20 protein-coding genes are annotated in these 20051 nt (G+C 71.6%); 14 read left to right on the top strand and 6 right to left on the bottom strand.

Annotation, left to right across the window (positions count from 1 at the left end; all coding sequences use genetic code 11):
• Positions 1–250 precede the first annotated feature (250 nt).
• Complete coding sequence (locus ACFYP0_RS06745; RefSeq protein ID WP_124857839.1) at positions 251–889, top strand: DUF6642 family protein; 639 nt, start codon at positions 251–253, stop codon at positions 887–889.
• Between the two features lie 42 nt (positions 890–931).
• Entirely contained in the window at positions 932–1396 is a 465-nt protein-coding gene (locus tag ACFYP0_RS06740; protein ID WP_386994884.1) for a PPOX class F420-dependent oxidoreductase, read from the top strand.
• Between the two features lie 212 nt (positions 1397–1608).
• Here the strand turns inward: ACFYP0_RS06740 and ACFYP0_RS06735 are convergent, their stop codons facing one another.
• The gene (locus tag ACFYP0_RS06735) at positions 1609–2841 is read right to left on the bottom strand and encodes a serine hydrolase domain-containing protein (RefSeq protein ID WP_386994882.1); all 1233 of its coding nucleotides are present in this window, start codon (positions 2839–2841) and stop codon (positions 1609–1611) included.
• A 96-nt stretch (positions 2842–2937) separates the two neighbouring features.
• Here ACFYP0_RS06735 and ACFYP0_RS06730 point away from each other — a divergent pair, with 96 nt between their 5' ends.
• From ACFYP0_RS06730 to ACFYP0_RS06720, 3 genes are all read left to right on the top strand, one after another.
• The gene (locus ACFYP0_RS06730) at positions 2938–3531 is read left to right on the top strand and encodes a pentapeptide repeat-containing protein (protein ID WP_112582257.1); all 594 of its coding nucleotides are present in this window, start codon (positions 2938–2940) and stop codon (positions 3529–3531) included.
• Positions 3532–3815: 284 nt separating this feature from the next.
• Positions 3816–4664, top strand: coding sequence for a hypothetical protein (locus tag ACFYP0_RS06725; protein ID WP_355494289.1), 849 nt, complete (start codon positions 3816–3818; stop codon positions 4662–4664).
• 113 nt (positions 4665–4777) lie between these two features.
• Positions 4778–5107, top strand: a complete 330-nt coding sequence (locus tag ACFYP0_RS06720; RefSeq protein WP_030331319.1) for a hypothetical protein — start codon at positions 4778–4780, stop codon at positions 5105–5107.
• Positions 5108–5152: 45 nt separating this feature from the next.
• Here the strand turns inward: ACFYP0_RS06720 and dacB are convergent, their stop codons facing one another.
• Together dacB and ACFYP0_RS06710 are read right to left on the bottom strand one after the other, a co-directional pair.
• Positions 5153–6745, bottom strand: a complete 1593-nt coding sequence (gene dacB / locus ACFYP0_RS06715) for a D-alanyl-D-alanine carboxypeptidase/D-alanyl-D-alanine endopeptidase (protein ID WP_355494288.1) — start codon at positions 6743–6745, stop codon at positions 5153–5155.
• Between the two features lie 66 nt (positions 6746–6811).
• Positions 6812–7528: an MIP/aquaporin family protein gene (locus ACFYP0_RS06710; RefSeq protein ID WP_091393624.1), complete on the bottom strand. Its 717-nt coding sequence runs from the start codon at positions 7526–7528 to the stop codon at positions 6812–6814.
• A 49-nt stretch (positions 7529–7577) separates the two neighbouring features.
• On the opposite strand from ACFYP0_RS06710, the gene ACFYP0_RS06705 reads away from it, so the two are divergent.
• Positions 7578–8711: an NAD(P)-binding domain-containing protein gene (locus ACFYP0_RS06705; RefSeq protein ID WP_355494287.1), complete on the top strand. Its 1134-nt coding sequence runs from the start codon at positions 7578–7580 to the stop codon at positions 8709–8711.
• A 190-nt stretch (positions 8712–8901) separates the two neighbouring features.
• Positions 8902–9183: an adhesin gene (locus tag ACFYP0_RS06700; protein ID WP_124857855.1), complete on the top strand. Its 282-nt coding sequence runs from the start codon at positions 8902–8904 to the stop codon at positions 9181–9183.
• An 8-nt stretch (positions 9184–9191) separates the two neighbouring features.
• Here the strand turns inward: ACFYP0_RS06700 and ACFYP0_RS06695 are convergent, their stop codons facing one another.
• Positions 9192–10262 carry a beta family protein gene (locus tag ACFYP0_RS06695; protein WP_386994876.1) on the bottom strand — a complete coding sequence of 357 codons (1071 nt, stop codon included), beginning with the start codon at positions 10260–10262 and terminating at the stop codon, positions 9192–9194.
• A gap of 91 nt (positions 10263–10353) precedes the next feature.
• Between ACFYP0_RS06695 and ACFYP0_RS06690 the strand changes: the two genes are divergently transcribed.
• From ACFYP0_RS06690 to ACFYP0_RS06675, 4 genes are all read left to right on the top strand, one after another.
• Positions 10354–11232, top strand: coding sequence for a sulfotransferase domain-containing protein (locus ACFYP0_RS06690; RefSeq protein WP_386994874.1), 879 nt, complete (start codon positions 10354–10356; stop codon positions 11230–11232).
• Positions 11233–11505: 273 nt separating this feature from the next.
• Positions 11506–11898: a cupin domain-containing protein gene (locus ACFYP0_RS06685; RefSeq protein WP_091397116.1), complete on the top strand. Its 393-nt coding sequence runs from the start codon at positions 11506–11508 to the stop codon at positions 11896–11898.
• A 42-nt stretch (positions 11899–11940) separates the two neighbouring features.
• On the top strand, positions 11941–13740 hold the full coding sequence (locus ACFYP0_RS06680) for a glycoside hydrolase family 15 protein (RefSeq protein WP_355494284.1): 1800 nt from the start codon (positions 11941–11943) through the stop codon (positions 13738–13740).
• Between the two features lie 256 nt (positions 13741–13996).
• Positions 13997–15364, top strand: coding sequence for a pectate lyase (locus tag ACFYP0_RS06675; protein WP_355494283.1), 1368 nt, complete (start codon positions 13997–13999; stop codon positions 15362–15364).
• Between the two features lie 51 nt (positions 15365–15415).
• On the opposite strand, the gene ACFYP0_RS06670 is transcribed toward ACFYP0_RS06675, so the two are convergent.
• Together ACFYP0_RS06670 and ACFYP0_RS06665 are read right to left on the bottom strand one after the other, a co-directional pair.
• A complete protein-coding gene (locus ACFYP0_RS06670; protein WP_355494282.1) occupies positions 15416–16606 on the bottom strand; it encodes a threonine synthase in 1191 nt (396 codons plus the stop codon).
• A gap of 14 nt (positions 16607–16620) precedes the next feature.
• Positions 16621–17670, bottom strand: a complete 1050-nt coding sequence (locus ACFYP0_RS06665) for a DNA polymerase ligase N-terminal domain-containing protein (RefSeq protein WP_355494281.1) — start codon at positions 17668–17670, stop codon at positions 16621–16623.
• A 95-nt stretch (positions 17671–17765) separates the two neighbouring features.
• On the opposite strand from ACFYP0_RS06665, the gene ACFYP0_RS06660 reads away from it, so the two are divergent.
• The 3 genes from ACFYP0_RS06660 (at position 17766) to ACFYP0_RS06650 (ending at position 19795) form a co-directional block, all read left to right on the top strand.
• Positions 17766–18554: an aldo/keto reductase gene (locus ACFYP0_RS06660; protein ID WP_355494280.1), complete on the top strand. Its 789-nt coding sequence runs from the start codon at positions 17766–17768 to the stop codon at positions 18552–18554.
• Between the two features lie 126 nt (positions 18555–18680).
• A complete protein-coding gene (locus ACFYP0_RS06655; protein WP_355494279.1) occupies positions 18681–18827 on the top strand; it encodes a hypothetical protein in 147 nt (48 codons plus the stop codon).
• A complete protein-coding gene (locus ACFYP0_RS06650) occupies positions 18827–19795 on the top strand; it encodes a golvesin C-terminal-like domain-containing protein (RefSeq protein WP_124862186.1) in 969 nt (322 codons plus the stop codon). Before ACFYP0_RS06655 ends, ACFYP0_RS06650 begins: the two co-directional genes overlap by 1 nt.
• Positions 19796–20051: the final 256 nt, after the last annotated feature.

The raw sequence follows: 20051 nt of genomic DNA, 5'->3' as shown, positions 1-20051 counted from the left end.
GTCCCGTGATTTCCACCCTCGCACTGATCAGTGCCGTTGGAGGTGGTTAACGAGAATCGTGCTCACAATCCGCTGTGCCTGGGTATTGGCTGGGAATTCGGCTGATTTGCGAAACAGCCATTCCCGACCGATCACCCCTCCTGCGGCCAAGGGCACCGAACGTCGCAATCTGCCACACGGAGGGTGATGTTCCCGGGGTGGTGGCGGCCGGTAACGTCAGCTCCGGGGCGGCGGACTGGCGGAGGTGCGCGTGGCACGCGGTGGCGTCTTCTGTGTCGAGGGTCAGTGGCACCGTGACCTCAACGAGCGGGGCTCGGTGCTGCCCACGCTGGAGCTGCTGGAGCGGCTGGGCAAGATCCGCTTCATCCACAAGGACGCGGCCACCCGCGACGAGTTGTTCTACTTCCTGGACCGTTGGCTGCTCAAGCAGTACGCCGACCACCGGGTCGGCTTCTTCGCCATGCACGGTGAGCCGAGCCGGCTCTGCCTCACCGACTGGCAGTCGGTGGAGTTGAACGAGGTGGCCGAGTTGATGGCCGGCCGCGCGGAGGGGCGGCGACTCTACTTCGGCAGCTGCTCGGTGCTGCGCGCCTCGGACGCGGTGCTCCGCGAGTTCCTGGAGGTCACCGGAGCCGCCCTGATCTGCGGTTTCACCCGGGAAGTCGACTGGGTCGAATCGGCGGCCTTCGAAACCGTGCTTCTCGACGTGCTCGCCAACGGCCAGCGACACAATGCGGCCGAGCTGCGGATGGGCTCCGCCCACTGGGCGCCGCTCGCGTCGTACCTCGGTTTTCGGGTGATCTACGCCAACGGTCGGGCCTGGCGTCCGTCCGGCCGTCCCCGGGTGCCCACCCAGGCGGTGCACCGCGCCGCAGCCCCACCCCGCTGACCCGCCGCCGCCGCTGGGCCCGCACCCTGGTAGGAACGGGGAATGGCACCCAGCATCGCAAGGAACACCCGGGTCGACCGGGACGGCCTGCTCGACTTCCTCCGGCCGCGACACCGCGTCGTGCTGATGACCACCCGGGCTGACGGGCGACCGCAGTCCTCCCCGGTCTCCGCCGGGGTCGACGGGCAGGGGCGGCTGGTCGTCTCCACCTACCCCGAGCGGGCCAAGGTGAGCAACCTCCGCCGCGACCCCCGGGTCTCGGCCTGCGTGCTCAGCGACGACTGGAACGGCCCCTGGGTGCAGATCGACGGCATCGCCGAGGTGCTCGACCTGCCCGAGGCGCTGGAGCCGCTGGTCGAATACTTCCGCAGCATCTCCGGTGAGCACCCGGACTGGGACGACTACCGGGCGGCGATGGTGCGTCAGGGTAAGTCGCTGATCCGGGTCACCATCGACGCCTGGGGTCCGATCGCCACCGGTGGCTTCCCGGCCCGCCTCGCCGACTGACCGCGGCTGGCCCAGCACCCGGGTCAGTACGCGGCGGTGAAGCGGGTGTTCGGGTGTCGCGGCTGCTCGATCTCGTCGACGATCGCCCCCGGTCGACCGCCTCGGCAACGACCCGCGAACCGGCGGTGCCGCCCGCGCCAAACACGACGATGGTGCTCACCAGCTCAGGCTAAGGACTGGGCCAGCTCCCGGTTGGTGGAACGACGATCCCGTCAGTCGATCAAGGCGGCGTAGACGAGCTGGCGCAGCTGGGAGCGGAGCGGGTAGGTGCTCGACGGCATGAGCTGCGTGAACAGCAGCGCGGTGATCTCCTCGGCCGGGTCGACCCAGAACGCGGTGCTGGCCACCCCGCCCCAGTAGTACTCGCCGACGCTGCTGGGCACCCGGCTGGGGATCGGGTCGTCGACCACCGCGAAGCCGAGGCCGAAGCCGATCCCGTCCAGGGTGGTCTCGGCGAAGCCGCCGGTGGACAGGGTGCCCAGGTCCTGCCCGCCGGGCAGGTGGTTGCGGGTCATGAACCGCACCGTGCGCGGCCCGAGTAGCCGGACGCCGTCCAGCTCGCCGCCACGCAGCAGCAACTGCGTGAATCGGTGGTAGTCGGCGGCGCTGGAGATCAGGCCGCCACCGCCGGAGAGCAGCGCCGGCTTGCTGAACGCGAGCGACCCCAGGCTGTCGTAGCGGACGGCCCGGCCGCTGCGCGGTTCCGGCACGTAGAGCGCGGCCAGCCGGTCGGCCTCGTCGCCCTCGGCCCACCAGCGGGTGTCGGTCATGCCCAGTGGGCCGAAGATCCGGTCGGCGAAGAACGCGTCGAGGCTCTGCCCGGAGATCACCTCGACGAGTCGGCCGAGCACGTCGGTGGCGACGGAGTAGCCCCACGCCGAGCCGGGCTGAAACAGCAGCGGCAGCTCGCCGAAGGCCGCGCAGGCGCCGGCCAGGTCGACGTCCGCCGGCGGGTACAGGTCGTAGCCGGCGGCCCGGTAGAGCCCGTCGACCACCGAGGTCTGCATGAAGCCGTACGTCAGGCCGGCCGTGTGGGTGAGCAGGTGCCAGACCCGGATCGGCTCGACCGCCGGCACGGTGTACGGCTTGAGCGCCGACCCCTTGGAGTAGACCCGCAGGTCGGCGAACTCGGGCAGCCATCGGCCGATCTCGTCGGTCAGCTCGAACCGCCCCTCCTCCCACAGCATCATCGCCGCGACCGAGGTGACCGGCTTTGTCATCGAGTAGATCCGCCACAGGGTGTCGGCCTCGACCGGTGCGCCCGACTCCCGGTCGCGCAGCCCGTACGTCGAGGAGTGCGCCACCTCGCCGCGACGGGTGACCACCACCTGCCAGCCGGCCAGCCGGCCGTCGTCGACGTACCGGCCGAAGTGCTCGTCGATCCGCGCCAGCCGCGCCCTGTCGAAACCGATCTGATCCGGGTCCTTGCTCCGAGCCACACTCACGCCGCCGAACGTACTCGCCGGTACACCGACACCGGAAGGGGGCCGGCACCGGCCCGCCGGCCGTCGGCTGTCGGCGGCGCCCACTAACCTGGCCGGATGCCGGAGTTGACCGAGGACGTGACCTTCCGCAACGAGGACTGGTACGGCGAGGAGCTGACCGACCGGCACTTCGTGGGTTGCGAGTTCTTCGGGGTGGACCTGACCGAGGCGGTGAGCAGGGGTGCGGTCTTCACCGGCTGCACGTTCGGCAACGTGGCGTTCAACGCCTCCCGACATGTCGACTCCGCCTTCACCCGTTGCGTGTTTCGGCGGTGCAACTTCTTCGAGGCCGAGTTCACCGGCTGCAAGCTGGTCGGCAGCACCTTCAGCGAGTGCGATCTGCGCCCGTTGACGGTGGACGGCGGTGACTGGTCCTTCGTCGCGTTGCCCGGTGCCGACCTGCGTGGTGTCCGGCTGACCGGGGTGCGCATGCGCGAGGTGGACCTCACCAGAGCCAATCTGACCGGTGCTACGGTCACCGGTGTCGATCTTTCCGGGGCGCAGCTGACCAACGTCCGGCTCGGCGGCGCCGACCTGCGGGGCAGCGATCTCACCGCGCTGGACCCGACGGTCGTCGAGCGGGCCGGTGCCGTGATCGACGTCGAGCAGGCCGTGGTCGTCGCGCAACTGCTCGGCTTCCGGATCGGCTGACCCGAGAAGGCGCTGCTGGTCTGCCGAAGTGCCCGTTCGGAGCGGCCGGGTTGTCCGACAGCGTCCCATTGTGGGCTGGACACGTCCGGCAGTCCGGATCTAGCGTGTCGTCCACGCCCGGGTAAACGTGAAACTGCCCACAGTGGATGGTGTGGTCCTCGGCGGTCCAAAACGGCCGGGCGGCGGAGTTGGAGGGGTCGGTGGCGGACGAAGACCGCACGCGGGCTGGTTCGAGGGCAGGCGACGCGCCGCCGAAGCACCGTCCGCGTGCCATTACCGCCGGGGTGACCCGCAGGGTGTTGCGCCGCGCCCGACGGCGGCGGCGCTGGGCGGTGGAGGGAGCCGCCGTACTCGTCTGCCTGGTGATGTTGGTCTCGTACCTCGCCACCCGGTCCGCTCCGGCGCCGGACGACGACCAGGCGGGTCCGGGGGGCGTGTCCGCTCGTCCCCCCGGTCTCCCGGCCGCCGACGGGCGCACCGGCGAAGCGGGGCCGGCGACGCCCGGTCTGCGTCCGCGCCAGCGCCCGCCCTCGCCGGACCCGACGCCGTCAACCAGCGAGCCCGCCCCGCCACCGGCGAAGCCCGGTGCGCCCGCGCTGACGGTGAGCCGGGGCGAGATGCCCGCCATCGTCGACCTCACCGCCGTGGGCGCCCGGGACTGGGTGCACTGGGGGGAGCGCGGCGGCAGGTCGACGAACCGCAAGCGCTCCGGCTCCGGCGAGATCATCGACGGGGGTGGCCCAGGCCGGCGGGTCGGCTGGGACGGCAACCAGGAGTACGTGCGCTGGGCCGACGGCACGCCGGAGCGGTCGACGAACGGCAGCTCCAACGGCGTCTACGCCTGCGGCGCAGGGAACGGGTTCAGCCTCGCCGTCGCCGGCAGTGGTGAGCCGCGCACGGTCCAGCTCTACGGTGGCATCTGGATGGCCCGGGGGCGACTGGAAGCGCGGCTGTCCACCGGCGGGCCCGCCAGCACCGCCCACCTGGAAGACCCGTACACCAGTCAGAGCGCCCAGTTCACCATCCGCTTCACAGTGCCGAGGGGCGCCCGGCTGCTGCTGAACTGGACCGTCGAGAAGGTCTTCACGCCGCACTGCGGCAACGTCGGCCTCCAGGCCGTGACGGTGCGTTGACTGACTGATCGCTGCGCTTTCGGACAGCGGGACAGTTTGTCCGTCGCGGACTGTCGAATGCGTCGTAACTTTCTGCTGTCCCCATCCGACCATCCAGTGTGGAGGCAGCGGAGATGAGCAGCAGCACCGCCCACCGCGTCCGTCGTGCCGCTTCGTCCGGCACCGGTGAAGCGTCCGGTGAGGTTCTTCGCGACATCCCCCTGCCGCCGTACGTGACGGGCGAGGACACCCAGTTCGCCGTACGGGCGGTGGTGGTGCACGCCCCCCGACGGTGGTCCGGGGGTGTGGTCTGCCGTAACGATGCCAGCCCGCACCCGTGCCGCCTGCACCGCTGGGGCACCCGGGTGCTGGCGCTGCGCGGGCTGCGGGCCGCTGAGATCGCCGCGCTCATCGAACGTGGTGACCCGACGGCGGTGGTCCCCCCACCGGACCGTCCGGCCTGAGCGCTCGCTGGGCCGGGAGGCGCGTTCGCGCCTCCCGGCCGTCGCTCAGCAGGTGATCGGTTTGACCCAGGAGCACTCGACGCCCTCCGGGGTGCGCGGCGTCTCCGGCACCGCCGGCCGGGCCACCCGTGCCGACGACGCACCACCCTCGCGGAAGCCGGCCAACGCCACGGCGATCTGGTCCTCGAGCGACTTCACCGACGCCGTGAGGTAGTTGTTCAGCAGGATGGAGAACGCCAACAGTCGACCATCGGCGCTGGTGACGTAGCCGGAGAGCCCGGAGACACCGGTCAGGCTGCCGGTCTTGGCGTGCACGTTGCCGGCGGCCGGCGTGCCGGCCATCCGGCTGCGCAGGGTGCCGCCGACGAACCGCTCGGGCTGACCGGCGATCGGCAGCGCCGCGTACCAGGTCGCGAACCACGGCTCGGCGCGGACGGCGCTCAGCAGGTCAACGAACTCCGTCGCCGGGATCAGGTTGCGCCGGGACAACCCTGAGCCGTCACGCTGGCGCAGTTTCCCGGTGTCCATTCCGGTGTCGGCGACATACTCGCTGATTGCGGTGAGACCGGCCGTCCAGGTGCCCGAGCCGGAGAGCACCCGGCCGATCTCCTTGGTCAACACCTCGGCGTGCCCGTTGTTGGACAGCTTCAAGAACGGCGTCATCAACTCGCCCAGGCTCATCGAGTCGTGGCGTGCCACCGGGTGGGCCCTCTCCGGGGTGGGCTGGCCGAGCACGGTCCGGCCGAGCACCCGGATGCCGTGTCGGTGCAGCGCTGCCCGGAACACGTCGGCCGCGTAGCCGGTGGGTTCCCAGACGGTGACCCAGTCGCTGGCGGGCTCGTCGCCGACGGCGATCTGACCGGTCACCACGACGGTGTTGCCGCCGTGCTCACGCTCGATCGAGATCGAGGTCTCGCCGTCGCTGACCGTCTGGGCGCGGTTGTCGACGCGGACGTACCCGGTGGCGGGGGTGGTGGTGACCACCGGTGGGGCGCCGGCCCTGTCGGCCGGTGCGGCGTGCACGATCACGGTGCCCGCGTCGTAGTCGGTGTCCGGGGCCACGGTCAGCGCGGAGACCTGGGCGGCGTAGTAGTAGGGCTCGTCGTCCCAGGTCCAGTCGGGGCCGAGTCGGGTGCGGTCGTAGCGGGTGTCGTCGGCGACCAGGTTTCCGGTGACCACCCGTACGCCGTCGGCGGCGACCTGCGCGGCGAGCGCGTCGTAGTCGGCGGCGAGCATTGTCGGGTCGCCTCCGCCGCGCAGGTAGAGGTTGCCGGAGAGCAGGCCCGCACGGCGCTTGCCGCTGGCCCGTACGTCGGTGCTGAAGCGGTGGCCCGGGCCGAGCAGCTCAAGGGCGGCCGTCGAGGTCAGCAGCTTGGTGTTGGACGCCGGAACCAGCCGGCGGTCACCGTTGCGGTCGTAGAGCGTCTGTCCCGTGCTGGTGTCGACCACGACCACCGACGCCTGCGCGCCGGCCAACCGGGTGTCGGCGAGGATCGTGTCGATGGTGGCACGCAGGTTGGTCGTCGCGGGGGTGGGCGACTCGGCCGTGGCACCGGGCGCGGCGGCGGTGGCCCCGGTGGCGACCAGCGCGACCAGCGCGACCAGTGCGAGGGCCCGGGGAAAGTGGCGGCGATGCATCTGCTGATGCTGTCACGGAGATATTCGCCAGAGAAGGCCCTCAGGCGAAAGTTATTGCCGTCTGGGCTACTTCGGCCCACCGACCGTCTTCTCGTGGCCACCCCAGTAGTGCCGCTGCGCCCCCATCACCAGTGGTGCGACCAGCGCGGCGAGCGCCCCGCCGAGCAGCGGGAAGACGATGAACACCCAGAGTTGCCGTAGCGCCACGCCGCCCTCGAAGACCGCCGGACCGAACGCGCGGGCCGGATTGACCGCCGCGCCGGTCAGCGTCACACCCACCAGTTGGGTCACGGCCAGGGCCAACCCGATGGCCAGCCCGGCGGTGCCCGGATTTTCGCTCCGACTCGTCACCACCAGCACGACCAGCACGAAGAGGAAGGTCAGCACGACTTCCAGCACGGCCGCCCCGCCCCGGTTGATGTGCGCGCCGTAACCGTTCGTGCCCAGGGCCCCGGTCTGGTCCGCTACGTCACCCCATCGGGTGAGCGCCCAGAGCACGAAGCCCGCGACGGTCGCGCCGACGAACTGCGCGATCCAGTACGCCACCGCCCCGAGCACCGAGATCTTGCCGGAGAGCAGCACACCGAGCGTCACCGCCGGGTTGACGTGGCTGCCGGAGAGCGGGCCGATCGTGTAGACGAGGGCCACCATCACGAACCCGAAGGCCAGCGCCACCACCACCACGCCTCCCTGGACCCGTGCGGCGACCGCGCTGCCCACCCCGAAGAACACCAGCAGCAGGGTGCCGAGGAACTCACCCGCGTACCGACGGAAGTCGCTCATTCACTCAGCGTAGGCGCAGGTCAGGTGATCGAGGCCGGAATGGCCGGCTGTGACCGGGGCGACGGTCGAGGGCGGGCACAGCGGTGACATCCGGGGCGTTGTAGCCCACGTGGACACCCACTCCGCGGACGTCGTGGTGATCGGCGCCGGTCAGGCCGGCCTGAGCGCCGGCTATCACCTGCACCGCACCGGCTTCGCGCCCGGCAGCGGCTTCGTCATCCTCGACGCCGACGACGGGCCCGGCGGCGCCTGGCAGCACCGCTGGCCGACGCTGGTCTTCGACCGGGTGCACGGCTTCCACGACCTGCCCGGGCTGCCGCTCCCGCCCACCGACCCGCAGCGCCCGGCTTCCGAGCAGGTCCGCGCCTACTTCGCCGCGTACGAGAGGGCCTTCGACCTGCCGGTACGGCGGCCGGTGCGGGTCCGGGCGGTGCGCTCCCGCCCCGACGGCCGGCTGGATGTGCACACCGACCGGGGCACGTGGACCGCCCGCGCCTTGATCAACGCCACCGGCACCTGGACCCGACCGTTCTGGCCGCACTACCCGGGCCGGTCGACGTTCCGGGGACGCCAGTTGCACACCGCCGACTACCGAGGGCCGGCCGAGTTCAACGGCCTTCGCGTGGTGGTGGTCGGCGGCGGCACCTCGGCCGTGCAACTGCTCGGCGAGGTCTCCACCGTCGCGGCGAGCACCACCTGGGTGACCCGCCGGCCGCCGACGTTCAACGACGAGGAGTTCGGCCCGGAACTGGGTCGCGCCGCGGTGGCCCGGGTGGACCAGGCGGTGCGGGCCGGCCGACCGCCGGGCAGTGTGGTGGGCGTGACCGGGCTTCCGGTCACCCCGGAGGTACGCCGACTGCGCGAGCGCGGCGTCCTCGACCGGCTACCCATGTTCGACCGGATCACGCCCGACGGGGTGGCCTGGACGGACGGGAGGTTCGTGCCGGCGGACGTGATCCTGTGGTGCACCGGCTTCCGGGCGGCCATCGACCACCTCGCCCCGCTGGGGCTGCGCGCGCCCGGCGGCGGTATCACGATGGACGGCACCCGGGTGGTCGCCGACGCGCGGGTTCACCTGGTCGGATACGGCCCCTCGGCCAGCACGATCGGTGCCAACCGGGCCGGTCGCGCGGCGGTCAACGAGATTCGCGCCTGGCTGGCGCCGGCCGCCGCTCTCCACTGACCTGGCTCTATTTGACGGATGGTCGGCCAGCGGGCACGGTGGGGGTGACGGGGCCGTCAGATGCCCCGATTCGATGCGACGGCGATGACCGCTCGCCCTCTGTCGCCTCCCACGTGTGCTCGTACGCGGGCCGACTGTCGGTCCGCGCGGTATGCGACCGCGAGCCGAGAATCCACGAGGAGTTCCATCAATGCTCACCATGACCGATAACGCCGTGCTCGTCATCCGTGACCTCGCCAACCAACAGGACGTCGCCCAGGACGGCGGTGTGCGTATCGCCGCCGACGCCGAGGCGGGTTCGCTCACCGTCGAGCTGGTGCCCGAACCGGTACAGGGCGATCGGGTGGTCGACAACCAGGGCGCCCGGATCTTCCTGGACGAGGACGCCGCCGAACTGCTCGGCGACGCGTCGGTGGACGCCACCGTCGACGACGAGGGCGTCATCCAGTTCGGCTTCACCGAGAAGCAGTAGAACCGGCTTCACCGCAGCGATCGTCCCCGCTGTGGTGGTGGCCCCTGCCCGGGGTGCCACCGCGGCGCGCCGTCGCCGGCTGGATGCAACAGCGTGGCGAGCACGTGGGCCAGGTGGTGCGAGGTGCTCCACGCCGCCCAGTTGGCGGTCGAGCCGGCCCCGGCCCCCCGGCGCGCCCGGCGCAGCAGCTCGTGGTCACCCCAGGAGAAGGCCGCCCCGGTGGTCGGCCAGTGCGGTGCCGACACCAACGTGCGACACAGGTCGGCGAACCGGTCGTCGCCTCGGCCGCCGCGTCGCGCCCAGCGGTAGACCCACCAGCTGCCGTCGTCGGTGTAGCGCACGGTCGGCAACCGGTCGCCAGGGTCACCGGTCCCCGACCCGGCCGGGTGGACGCCGTAGTCGCCGTAGTCGACCCCGGCGTCGGCCAGTCGTCGCCACAGTTGCCAGTCCCAACGGTCCAGCTGGACCGGCTCGTCGGTGGGCAACCGGGACAGCGTCGGCGGCATGCCGCCCGCCGCCACCGTCACCGACCGCCAGGCGTGTCGGCGCGCCCAGTCCAGCAGGTGGCGGACCCGGGGCTCGGCGGTCCGCACGTCCGCCGGGCAGCAGACGTCCCCCGCGTCCACCAGCAGGTCGCACTCCTCCGGGGCGAGGCTGGTGAACCGCCAGATCCGTTCCACCGCTGTGGTGCTCGCATCCGGCCCGGCCCGGTCCTGGCCGGCCCGCAGCCGGATGAGCGCACGTCGGCCGTACGCCCGCGCCGCCGCGCCGTGCGCGACCAGCCGGTGGTCGCTCTCGGAGAGACCGATCACCGGCACCACCGGTACGCCCCAACGGGTCAGCTCCGCCTCGGGGAGGTCGGGCAGTGCGCTGACGTCGACGGCGGGCAGCAGCCCGGCCGGCAACCGGCGGATGGCGTCAATCGTGGACCGACCGATCGCGTCGATCTCCAGGATCGGGGCGACCAGTGCGGCGTACGCGGGATCGAGGTGGCTCAGGGCCTCAAGCTCGCCTCGTCGGCTGGCAAGGATGGGGCGGTAGACCGGTGCCGCCGCCCGGCCCCCGTGGGCGGGCACCATAGTTCAATCTAGCCAGGCGTACGCACATCCCCCAGGAATGTAAGCCGGAATTCGGCTGCTCGACTGTCGGTTCGGCGACTACCATCCACCGATGCCCATGCCAATTCACCGTTACCGATCCGACGAAGAGGACAGCGCGCGGTGGACCGGTTTTCCGTTCCATGACGGCGACATAGTGATCAGCACCCGGTCGAAGAGCGGCACCACCTGGATGCAGATGATCTGTGCGCTCCTGGTGCTGGGCACCCCGGAGTTGCCGGCGCCGCTGACCGTGCTGTCGCCGTGGCTGGACTGGTTGGGCGAGCCCCAGGCCACGGTGTACGACCGGCTGGCCGCCCAGCCACACCGGCGGTTCATCAAGACGCACACCCCGCTGGACGGGGTGCCGCTCGACCCTCGGGCGCACTACGTGGTGGTGGCCCGGCACCCGCTGGACATGGCGGTCTCCCTCTACCACCAGAGCGCCAACCTGGACCGGGTGCGCATCGCCGAGTTGACCGGCCGCCCCGCCCCGGCCGGGCCACCCCGAGAGCGGCCTCCGGTGCGGGAGTGGTTGCTGAGCTGGGTCGACCGGGAGGTGGACCCCCGCGCCGAGCTGGATTCGCTGCCCGGGGTGCTGATGCACCTGAGTGACGCGTGGGCCCGCCGGCACGAGCCGAACGTCGAGCTGGTGCACTACGACGACCTGCTGGCCGATCTGGGTGGTGAGATGCGTCGGTTGGCCGACCGGTGGAAACTACCGAGCCCGGGGCCGGAGTTGGTTGAGGCCGCCACCTTCGGTCGGATGCGGGAGCACGCCGACCGGCTCGCGCCGGACACGCTCGGCGTGCTGCGTGACCGGCAGGCGTTCTTTCGCCGGGGAGGCTCGGGTCAGGGACGTGACCTGCTCGACGAGGCCGGGTTCGCCCGCTACCAGCAACGGGTCGCGGCGCTCGCTCCGCCCGACCTGCTCGGCTGGCTGCACCGCTGAGGCCAGTTCTTGTGAAACAGGCCTGGGCCCCCGGGCGCACAAGAGCGCACGGCGCCGTTTCGACAGTGGTCGGAACGTCGCCGTGCTCTGGCCGTCTCCCACCACCGCAGCCGTTCGGCGGTACGTCGGCGGGGACCTGGCTCGACCGGCCGTTCGCGCCGGTCAGCGTTGTCGATCCCCCGTCCGCACGGATCCAAACCCACCGGCGGTGGGGAATTCCACCATTTGCCAGTCCCGGCGTGACGCGCCGCCGGACGGGGTAAGAGCGTGGACATGGAGCATTTCACTATCGCGACTGTCGCCGAGAAGAGCCCGGACTTCCGGCGCGTGCTGTGGACCGGTGAGCACACCCAGCTGGTCATCATGACCATCCCCGCCGATGGGGAGATCGGCGAGGAGGTGCACGAGGACATCGACCAGATCCTCACCTTCGTGAGCGGCGTCGGCGAGGCGCGGGTCGCTGGCGCGAAGCGGAAGGTCGTCGCGGGCGACCTGGTCGTGGTGCCGGCGGGCACCAAGCACAACTTCGTCAACACCGGTCCCAACCCGCTGGTGCTGTACACGGTGTACGGGCCGCCGGAGCACGCCGACAAGGCCGTGCACAAGACCAAGGAAGAGGCCGACGCGGCCGAGGCGGCGGGCGAGGACGAGCCACCGACCGAGTGATCCGTACGGCCTGATCCGGGCCGATGCGGGTACCCCCGGCGGGTGGAGCAGCAGCCGCAGATTTCCGACTACGGGTTTCTCTCGGACTCTCGTTCGGGTGCCCTGGTCGGCAAGGACGGCTCGATCGACTGGTGGTGCCCGCATCGGTTCGACGGGTCGTCCGTGTTCGCGCGGTTGCTCGACCCGGGAGCCGGTCACTTCCGGCTGGCGCCGGTCGGGGTCGGTGGCCCGGGTCACCGGGTGGAGCGCGCGTACCTGCCGGACACGTTGGTGCTGCGGACGGTGCACCACACCCCGCACGGCAGCGTGGCGGTCACCGACGCGCTGGCCGCCGAGGTCGGTGCCCGCGCCCACGAACTGGGCAAGAACTCACCCGCCGTACTGATCCGGGTGGTCAAGGGGCTCTCCGGGCGGGTGCGGATGGCGTTGGACTTCGCGCCCCGCCCGGAGTACGGCCTGCTCACGCCGTACCTGCACGAGCAGCCGGACGGCGGGGTGCTGGCCGGCGCGGGCCCCATGGTGCTGGTGTTGCGCGCCGGGGGTCTGCACCTGCGGGCGGGCACCGACCGGGTGACCCACGAGTTCGAGGTCTCCGCCGGCCAGGTGATCGGGATGGACGTCGCCTTCGGCGCGGCGTACGGCGACCCGCCGGCCCGGATGGACCCGCTGACCACCCTCGCCGAGACGACGCAGGCGTGGCGGGCGTTCCGGGAGACGCACGGGTACTCCGGCCGCTACCCCGAACTCGTCAAACACAGCTCGACGGTCCTGACCGGCCTCACGTACGCCCGCAGTGGCGCGGTCGCCGCCGCGTTGACCTCGTCGTTGCCGGAACAGATCGGCGGCGACCGGAACTACGACTACCGCTACTCCTGGTTGCGGGACTTCTCGTTGACGATGCGGGCGCTCTGGGTGGCGGCCTGCCCCGACGAGACGTCCCGGCTGTTCGCCTGGGCGACCCGCTCGATCGGCCGGTTCGGCGATGAGCCCGTGCCGGTGCTCTTCGGGCTGGAGGGGGAGCGTGACCTCTCCGAGCACCACTGCGACCACCTGCGCGGCTACCGCGACAGTCGACCCGTGCGGGTCGGCAACGACGCCTGGCGGCAGCGGCAGCTCGACGTGCCGGGTGAGGTGATGTCGGCGGTGTGGCGGCTGCGCGACTACCTGGGCGCGCGATTCGAGGACGAACTGCAGGAGATGGTGCTCGGGCTGACCGAGCAGGTGGCCGCGACGTGGCGCCTGCCGGACCGGGGCATCTGGGAGACCCGCGACGAGGAGCGCCACTACGTCTCGTCCAAGGTGTCCTGCTGGCTGACCATGGACCGGGCGGTGGGGCTCGCCGACCGGCTCGGTGATCGGGCCGACCCCCGTCGCTGGGCGCGGGTACGCGACGAGATCCGCGACACCGTGTTGCGCGAGGGGTGGAACGAACGGATCGGGGCGTTCACCGGCGCTTTCGGATCGGCGGAGCTGGACGCCTCGGTGCTCGCCCTGCCGGTCACGCACTTCCTGCCGGCCACCGACCCGCGGATGCGCTCGACGATCAGGATGGTCGAGCGCGAGCTGGGCACCGAGGGCGGCCTGCTGCGGCGTTGGACGACCGACCCGGCCGGATTCCTGCTGTGCTCGTTCTGGCTCGTGGAGTGTCTGGTGATGACGGGTGAGCCGCGGCGCGCCGAGGCGCTCTTCGAGCGGGTCGTCGGGTACGCCAACGACGTGGGGTTGTTCAGCGAGCAGATCGACCTGTCCACCGGGATGCAGCTGGGCAACATGCCGCAGGCGCTCTCGCACATCGGGCTGATCAACGCGGCCTGGCGGATCACCGAGCCGGAGAGCTACTGATCGGTCGGCGTTGTCTCCCGGCCGGAATCCTGCAACAGACCTGCAAGCGCCAGGCATTGACGCTGATGCTTGGACGGTCCTAGCCTCGGAGGCGTGGGAAAGGCCTTTCCCAGGGCTTTGATCCCGCTTCACCCCGCCTCGGATCCGGGCACCCGACGGGGGCGCACACCGATCCCGTTCAGCGCAGCACACCGTGCGAACACGTCTCGGTACGGCGGCCGAGGGATCACCACCACATGCGTCAAGGAGGACACCTGTGCAGAAAAGACGACTCTCCGGCCGCCGACCACTCCTGCTGGCGGTGGGCGCCGGGGTGACCGCGGCGGCCCTCGCCGCCGGCATGACCTCGGCCTTCGCGGCCACCGTCTTCAGCGACGACTTCAACGACGGCAACACCTCCGGCTGGTCCAAGTCCGGCGGCACCTGGACGGTCGACGGCTCCGGCGTGCTCAACCAGTCCAACGCCGGCAGTGAGCTGGCCCGCCAGTTCGCCGGCCAGACCAGCTGGACCGACTACTCCGTGCAGGCCCGGGTCAGGCCGACGAGCTTCGGCTCGTCCAGCGCACTGGTCGGGCTCGCCGCCCGCTCCACCAGCAGCACCAAGATGTACCGGCTGGCCCTGCTCGGCTCCGGTCGGGCCGAGCTCCAGGCGGTCAACGGAAGCTCCGTCACGGCGATCGGTTCCGCCGCGCTGGGCATCGGCACCGGCACCTGGTACACAGTGCGCATCGAGACCAGCGGCAGCACCGTCCGCGGCTTCGTCAACGGCACCCAGATTGCCTCCGGCAGCAACAGCCTGGCCGGTGCGGGCCGGATCGGTCTGGTCACCGCGTACGCCAGTGGCGGCTTCGACGACGTCCTGGTCGACTCGTCCGGCGGCGGCACCCCCACCACACCGCCACCGACGACCACTCCGCCACCCACCACGCCGCCGCCGACCACCACACCCCCGCCGGCTGGCTGGCCGACACCCACCGGCAGCCAGAAGGTGGACGCCACGATCCCGGTCTCCGGCTCCTTCGACGGCGGGCTCAAGCGCTACTACGGCATCGGTGACGGCGGGCAGAGCGAGAGCCAGGACCCGATGTTCGAGCTGGCCGCCGGCGCCACCCTGCGCAACGTGATCATCGGCGCCCCGGCCGGCGACGGCGTGCACTGCGAGGGCAACTGCACCCTGATCAACGTCTGGTGGGAGGACGTCGGCGAGGACGCGGCGACCTTCCGCGGCGGCACCACGTACACAGTCGACGGCGGCGGGGCCCGCTCCGCCAGCGACAAGGTCTTCCAGCACAACGGCTCGGGCACCGTCTACATCAAGAACTTCCGGGTGGAGAACGCCGGCAAGCTCTACCGCGCCTGCGGCAACTGCTCCACGTCGTACCAGCGGCACGTGGTGATCGACAACGTGATCGTCCGGAACACCGACGCGATCGCCGGCATCAACACCAACTGGGGCGACACCGCCCGGTTCAGCCGGATCACCATCGTCGGCGACCCGGACCGGGAGACCTCGATCTGCGTGAAGTACAAGGGCGTGCCGAAGGGCAGCGAGCCCACCGAGATCGGCGAGGGCGCCGACGGCGTCAACTGCCTCTACTCGCCCTCGGACATCACCTACCAGTAGACCGGCACGGCGGCACTCCGCGGACCGCCCGGTCCGCGGAGTGCCGTCACCTCAACCCATCAGGGGTACGCCGGAGACGTCGACAGTGTCCGGATACTTCAGCCCGGCACCGGTGTTGAGCACCACCACCCGTTCGCCGGCCCGGATCCACCCGCCCGCACGCAGTTGCCGGGCCGCCGTCAGGCAGGCCGCCCCCTCCGGGCAGAGCAGCAGCCCCTCCCGGGCGGCGAAGTCCCGCAGATCGGCCAGGATGTCCGCGTCGTCGACGGCGACTGCCGTGCCGGAGGACTCCCGCAGCGCCGCCAGGATCAGCTCGTCGCCCAGCGGGGCCGGCACGGTGATGCCGAACGCCACAGTGTGCGCGTCCGCCCACGGCTGCGCCCGATCCTCGCCGGCGGCGAAGGCCCGCACGATCGGCGCGCAGCCGGTGGACTGCACCGCCACCAGCCGGGGCAGCTTGTCGCCGACCCAGCCCAGCTCGCGCAGCTCGTGCAGCGCCTTGTGGATGCCGATCAGGCCGACCCCGCCGCCGGTCGGATAGATGATCACGTCCGGCGTCTGCCAGCCGAGCTGCTCGACGATCTCGTACCCCATCGTCTTCTTGCCCTCCAGCCGGTAGGGCTCGCGCAGCGTGCCGGCGTCGAAGATCGCCCCGTTCGACGCCGCGATCAGCTCGGCCACCCGTCGACCGGCGTCGCCGATCAGCCCGTCGATCAGGCGCAGGTCGGCACCGGCGGCGACGCACTCGCGCCGGCAGATGCTCGGCGCCTCCAGCGGCATGACGATGGTCGCGCCCATTCCGGCCCGCGCGGCGTACGTGGCCCAGGCCGACCCGGCGTTGCCGTTGGTGGGCATCGCGATCCGCTCGACGCCCAGCTCGCGGGCCCGACTCACCCCGACCGCCGCGCCCCGGGCCTTGAACGAGCCGGTCGGGATCAGCCCCTCGTCCTTGACCATCAGGTCCGTGATGCCGATCTCGGTGCCGTACGCCGGAGCCCGCAACAGCGGCGTCCAGCCCTCACCCAGCGTGGTGACGTGCCGAGGATCGGCGACCGGCAGCACCTCCCGGTAGCGCCACAGGTCGGCCGGGCGCAGCGGAAAGCGTTCCGGGGTGACCGCCTTCGCCACCGCCGGCAGGTCGTAGCGGGCCAGCAGCGGCGACCCACACTCGCAGAGATTCTGTAACCGGTCGGCGGCGTGCTCCTTGCCGCAGCGCGGGCAGTCCAGGTGAGTCAGGTACACGTCGCTCCTCGCCGTCACACCGCGTCGATGCTCAGCCAGTGCCGGCTGCGCCGCCCCGGCTGGTAGACCGAGTCCAGTCGCTTGGCGACCACGCCCGGCAGGCCCTGTTCCCGCCCGGCACGCAGGGCCTCGTCGCCCGCCCCCGGGAACCACGGCGGAGTCTGCCAGTGCGTACCGGACAAGACCAGCCCATCGAGCAGCTCCCGGCGTTGCGCGTACGGCACGTCGACGCTGCTCACGCCCTCCAACCAGAGCAGGTCGACGATCAGGTACTGGGCGCCGGCGGGGACCCGGCTGCCGGTGGCCGGCCGGACCGGGCGGACCCGCCCGGCACCGTCGATGCGGACCAGCACACCGTCGAGCACCGCCTCGGTGGGCGCGAGCGCCTCGGCCATCGCGCGTAGCCACGGATACCCGCCGGTGATCTCCTCGTCGGTCTCGGAGAGCAGCCGCAGCCGCCCGCCGGAGACGTACGCCATCGCCCGGACGCCGTCCCAGCGCAGCTCGTACCCCCAGGCGGCGCGGTCGCGGGGGAGCCCGGCGGCGGGCGTGCTGTGCATCGGTCGGACCAGATCCGGCATCGGCGTCCAGCCCGGCGGCGCGGGGTCGGTGCGGCGGACCATCCAGTCCCGTCCTCCGGTGGCGAAGAGGACGTAGCGGCCGGCGGTCCGCTCACCGGAGAGCGTCACGATCACCTCGTCGTCGCGCCACTTCTCGCAGCGGTAGATGCCCCGGTCGTGGATCAGCATCCGGCCGCCGCCGTACTCACCGGCGGGGATCTCACCGGCGAAGTCGAGGTACTCCATCGGGTGGTCCTCGGTGTGCACGGCAAGGTGGTTGCGACCCGGATCGCGGGGCAGACCGCGCGGCACCGCCCAGGACGCGAGCACCCCCTCGTGCTCCAGGCGCAGGTCCCAGTGCAGGCTGCGGGCGTGGTGCTGCTGGATGACGAAGCGGGCGGCGTCCGCGTCGGGGCCGGCCGGCGACGGGCTCTCCGACGGCACCGGTTCGGGTGTGCGGGCCACGTCCCGCCGTCGCCGGTACTCGTCCAGCCGGTCGGTCACACCCGTATTCTCCGGCAAACCGGAGCGGTGCGTCTGGATGCCGGAGTGTCCGGTTCGCTCGGCAGCCGAGGGCGCGGAGGGGTAGAACGGACCTCATGGACCTCACCGACCAGCCCGCCGCCCTGCTCCCCGGTGACGTGCGGATGCCCCTGCTCGGCTTCGGCACCTGGCAGGCCACCGGCCAGGCCGGCTACGACGCCGTGCTGGCCGCGCTCGACACCGGCTACCGGCACCTCGACACCGCCACGGTGTACGGCAACGAGCGGGAGGTCGGCCGGGCGGTGCGGGAGAGCGGGCTGCGCCGGGAGGACCTCTTCATCACCACCAAGCTCCCGCCGGACCGGGTGGGCCGGGAGCGCGCGACGCTGGAAGCCAGCCTGGAGGCGCTCGGCGTCGAACACGTGGACCTCTGGCTGATCCACTGGCCGCCGTCGTCGCCGGGGGACAGCATCCCGCTCTGGCGCGAGCTGCTCGCCGCCCGGGACGAGAACCTCGCCCGGGCGGTCGGGGTGAGCAACTACAGCACTGCGGAGATCGACGAGCTGATCCAGTCCACCGAGGAGAACCCGGCGGTCAACCAGATCCGGTGGAGCCCGTCGCTGTACGACCGGCAGCGGCACGCCGAGCACCGGGACCGGGGAGTGGTGCTGGAGGGGTACAGCCCGTTCAAGACCAGCGACCTCAGTGACCCGGTGCTGACCAGGATCGCCGCCGCGCACGGCGTCTCCCCGGCGCAGGTGGTGCTGCGTTGGCACATCGACCACGAGATCGTGGTGATTCCGAAGTCGGTGACCCCGGAGCGGATCACCGCGAACTTCGACGTCTTCCACTTCGCGCTCACGGCTGAGGAGATGCGCGACATCGACGCGCTCGGCGAGGTCTGATTCGGCGGTTTCCTTCAGCCGGCGACGCAGCAATGAAGGGTATCGACATTGACGTACGTGACGGTATAGCGTGCCCGTCATCACGATCGTCGATCCGTTCGTGTCCCCTGTCGCTGGAGGATCGCCATGGCCCGAACCCCGTCCATCCGTCTGCGCCGCCGAGGGGTGCTCGGCATCCCCGCCCTGGTCGTCGCCGCAGTCGTCGCCCGACCCGCCTCGGCCAGCGCCGCGCCGAAGGCCGAGTGCCTCGCCGACCTGCTCCAGGACGCCTGATGGCGACCATTCCCTGGCTGGTGGACGTGCTGCGCGCCGCCGGAGTCCAGGTCGTCGTCGAGGGTGACTGGCTCAACCGGATGCGGCCCGGGTCCTTCGACCCGATCGGGGTGCTCTGGCACCACACCGCCGCGACCTCCAGCGCCAGCAACCCGCACCCGGCGCTCAACATCTGCATCAACGGCCGGTCGGATCTGGCCGGCCCGCTCTGCCAGGCGCTCGTCGACTACAACGGCGTCTTCCACGTCATCTCGGCCGGCCGGTGCAACCACGCCGGGGCCAGCGGCGGCAGTGGGCCGATCCCGGCCGGAGACGGCAACACCCTGATGATCGGGTGGGAGATCGACTACAACGGCGTCAACCAGGAGATGACCGCCGCGCAGTACAACGCGTCGATCGCCGCCACCGCGGCCGTGCTCACCCGGCTGGGCCGCAACAGCAGCTACGCCCGGGGGCACCGGGAGACCAGCACCTCCGGCAAGATCGACCCGTCGTTCATCGACCTGAACGTCATGCGCGCCGACGTGGCCGCGAAGATGTCCGGCGGGAACCCACCGGCGTGGTCCTCCATCGTGGACAACACCACCGCCGGCCGGTTCACCGCCAGCGCCAACTGGGGAGTGTCGACGTACTCGGCGCAGCGGTACGGCGCCGACTACCGGTACGCGGAGCCGGTCGCGGCCAGTGACGCCGCCTGGTACAAGTTCAACGTCCCGGCCACCGCCAACTACCGGGTCGACGCCTGGTGGCCGGCGACCTCCGGATACAACGGTGCCGCCCCGTACATCGTCGCCACGACCACCGGCAACCGGACGGTCGTCGTCGACCAGCGGGCCACCGGCGGGCAGTGGCGGTCCCTCGGCACGTTCACACTGCCGGCCGGGGACGCCAACCGGGTGGCGGTGAGCCGGTGGAGCAACGCCACCGGTCTGATCGTCGCCGACGCCGTCCGCCTCACCCGCGTCTGACCTCGCCGCCCGCTGCGGCTTGACCCGCCCGGTCCTGGCCGGGCTTGATCGACTCGGCTTTCCGGAAGTCGGGGTGTCCCACGTGCGAGGATGCCCCGACTTCAGGAACCCGAGTGGATCTTTTGAGTGGTGGGGGGGGGGCCCCGGGGGGGGGCCCCCCCCGCGGGGGGGGGGCGGGGGGCCCCCGCCCCCCCGCCGGGGGCCGGGGGGGGCGCCCCCTTACAACCCGGTCGCGGGGCCCGGGTGCCCCCCCCGG

It is taken from the genome of Micromonospora arida, from assembly GCF_042873195.1.
In the GTDB taxonomy this organism is placed as follows: Bacteria; Actinomycetota; Actinomycetes; order Mycobacteriales; family Micromonosporaceae; genus Micromonospora; species Micromonospora arida.
The sequence above is the reverse complement of the archived record's forward strand: the minus strand, read 5'-3'. Positions and strand labels throughout refer to the sequence as shown.

What these genes read in the sequence shown, in the direction of transcription:
- ACFYP0_RS06685 (WP_091397116.1), top strand. Translation starts at nt 11,506, where the DNA reads ATGGAGCATTTCACTATCGCGACTGTCGCCGAGAAGAGCCCGGACTTC.
- ACFYP0_RS06730 (WP_112582257.1), top strand. Translation starts at nt 2,938, where the DNA reads ATGCCGGAGTTGACCGAGGACGTGACCTTCCGCAACGAGGACTGGTAC.
- ACFYP0_RS06710 (WP_091393624.1), bottom strand. Translation starts at nt 7,528, where the DNA reads ATGAGCGACTTCCGTCGGTACGCGGGTGAGTTCCTCGGCACCCTGCTG.
- ACFYP0_RS06720 (WP_030331319.1), top strand. Translation starts at nt 4,778, where the DNA reads ATGAGCAGCAGCACCGCCCACCGCGTCCGTCGTGCCGCTTCGTCCGGC.
- ACFYP0_RS06655 (WP_355494279.1), top strand. Translation starts at nt 18,681, where the DNA reads ATGGCCCGAACCCCGTCCATCCGTCTGCGCCGCCGAGGGGTGCTCGGC.
- ACFYP0_RS06660 (WP_355494280.1), top strand. Translation starts at nt 17,766, where the DNA reads ATGGACCTCACCGACCAGCCCGCCGCCCTGCTCCCCGGTGACGTGCGG.
- ACFYP0_RS06650 (WP_124862186.1), top strand. Translation starts at nt 18,827, where the DNA reads ATGGCGACCATTCCCTGGCTGGTGGACGTGCTGCGCGCCGCCGGAGTC.
- ACFYP0_RS06690 (WP_386994874.1), top strand. Translation starts at nt 10,354, where the DNA reads ATGCCCATGCCAATTCACCGTTACCGATCCGACGAAGAGGACAGCGCG.
- ACFYP0_RS06695 (WP_386994876.1), bottom strand. Translation starts at nt 10,262, where the DNA reads ATGGTGCCCGCCCACGGGGGCCGGGCGGCGGCACCGGTCTACCGCCCC.
- ACFYP0_RS06740 (WP_386994884.1), top strand. Translation starts at nt 932, where the DNA reads ATGGCACCCAGCATCGCAAGGAACACCCGGGTCGACCGGGACGGCCTG.
- ACFYP0_RS06700 (WP_124857855.1), top strand. Translation starts at nt 8,902, where the DNA reads ATGCTCACCATGACCGATAACGCCGTGCTCGTCATCCGTGACCTCGCC.
- dacB (WP_355494288.1), bottom strand. Translation starts at nt 6,745, where the DNA reads ATGCATCGCCGCCACTTTCCCCGGGCCCTCGCACTGGTCGCGCTGGTC.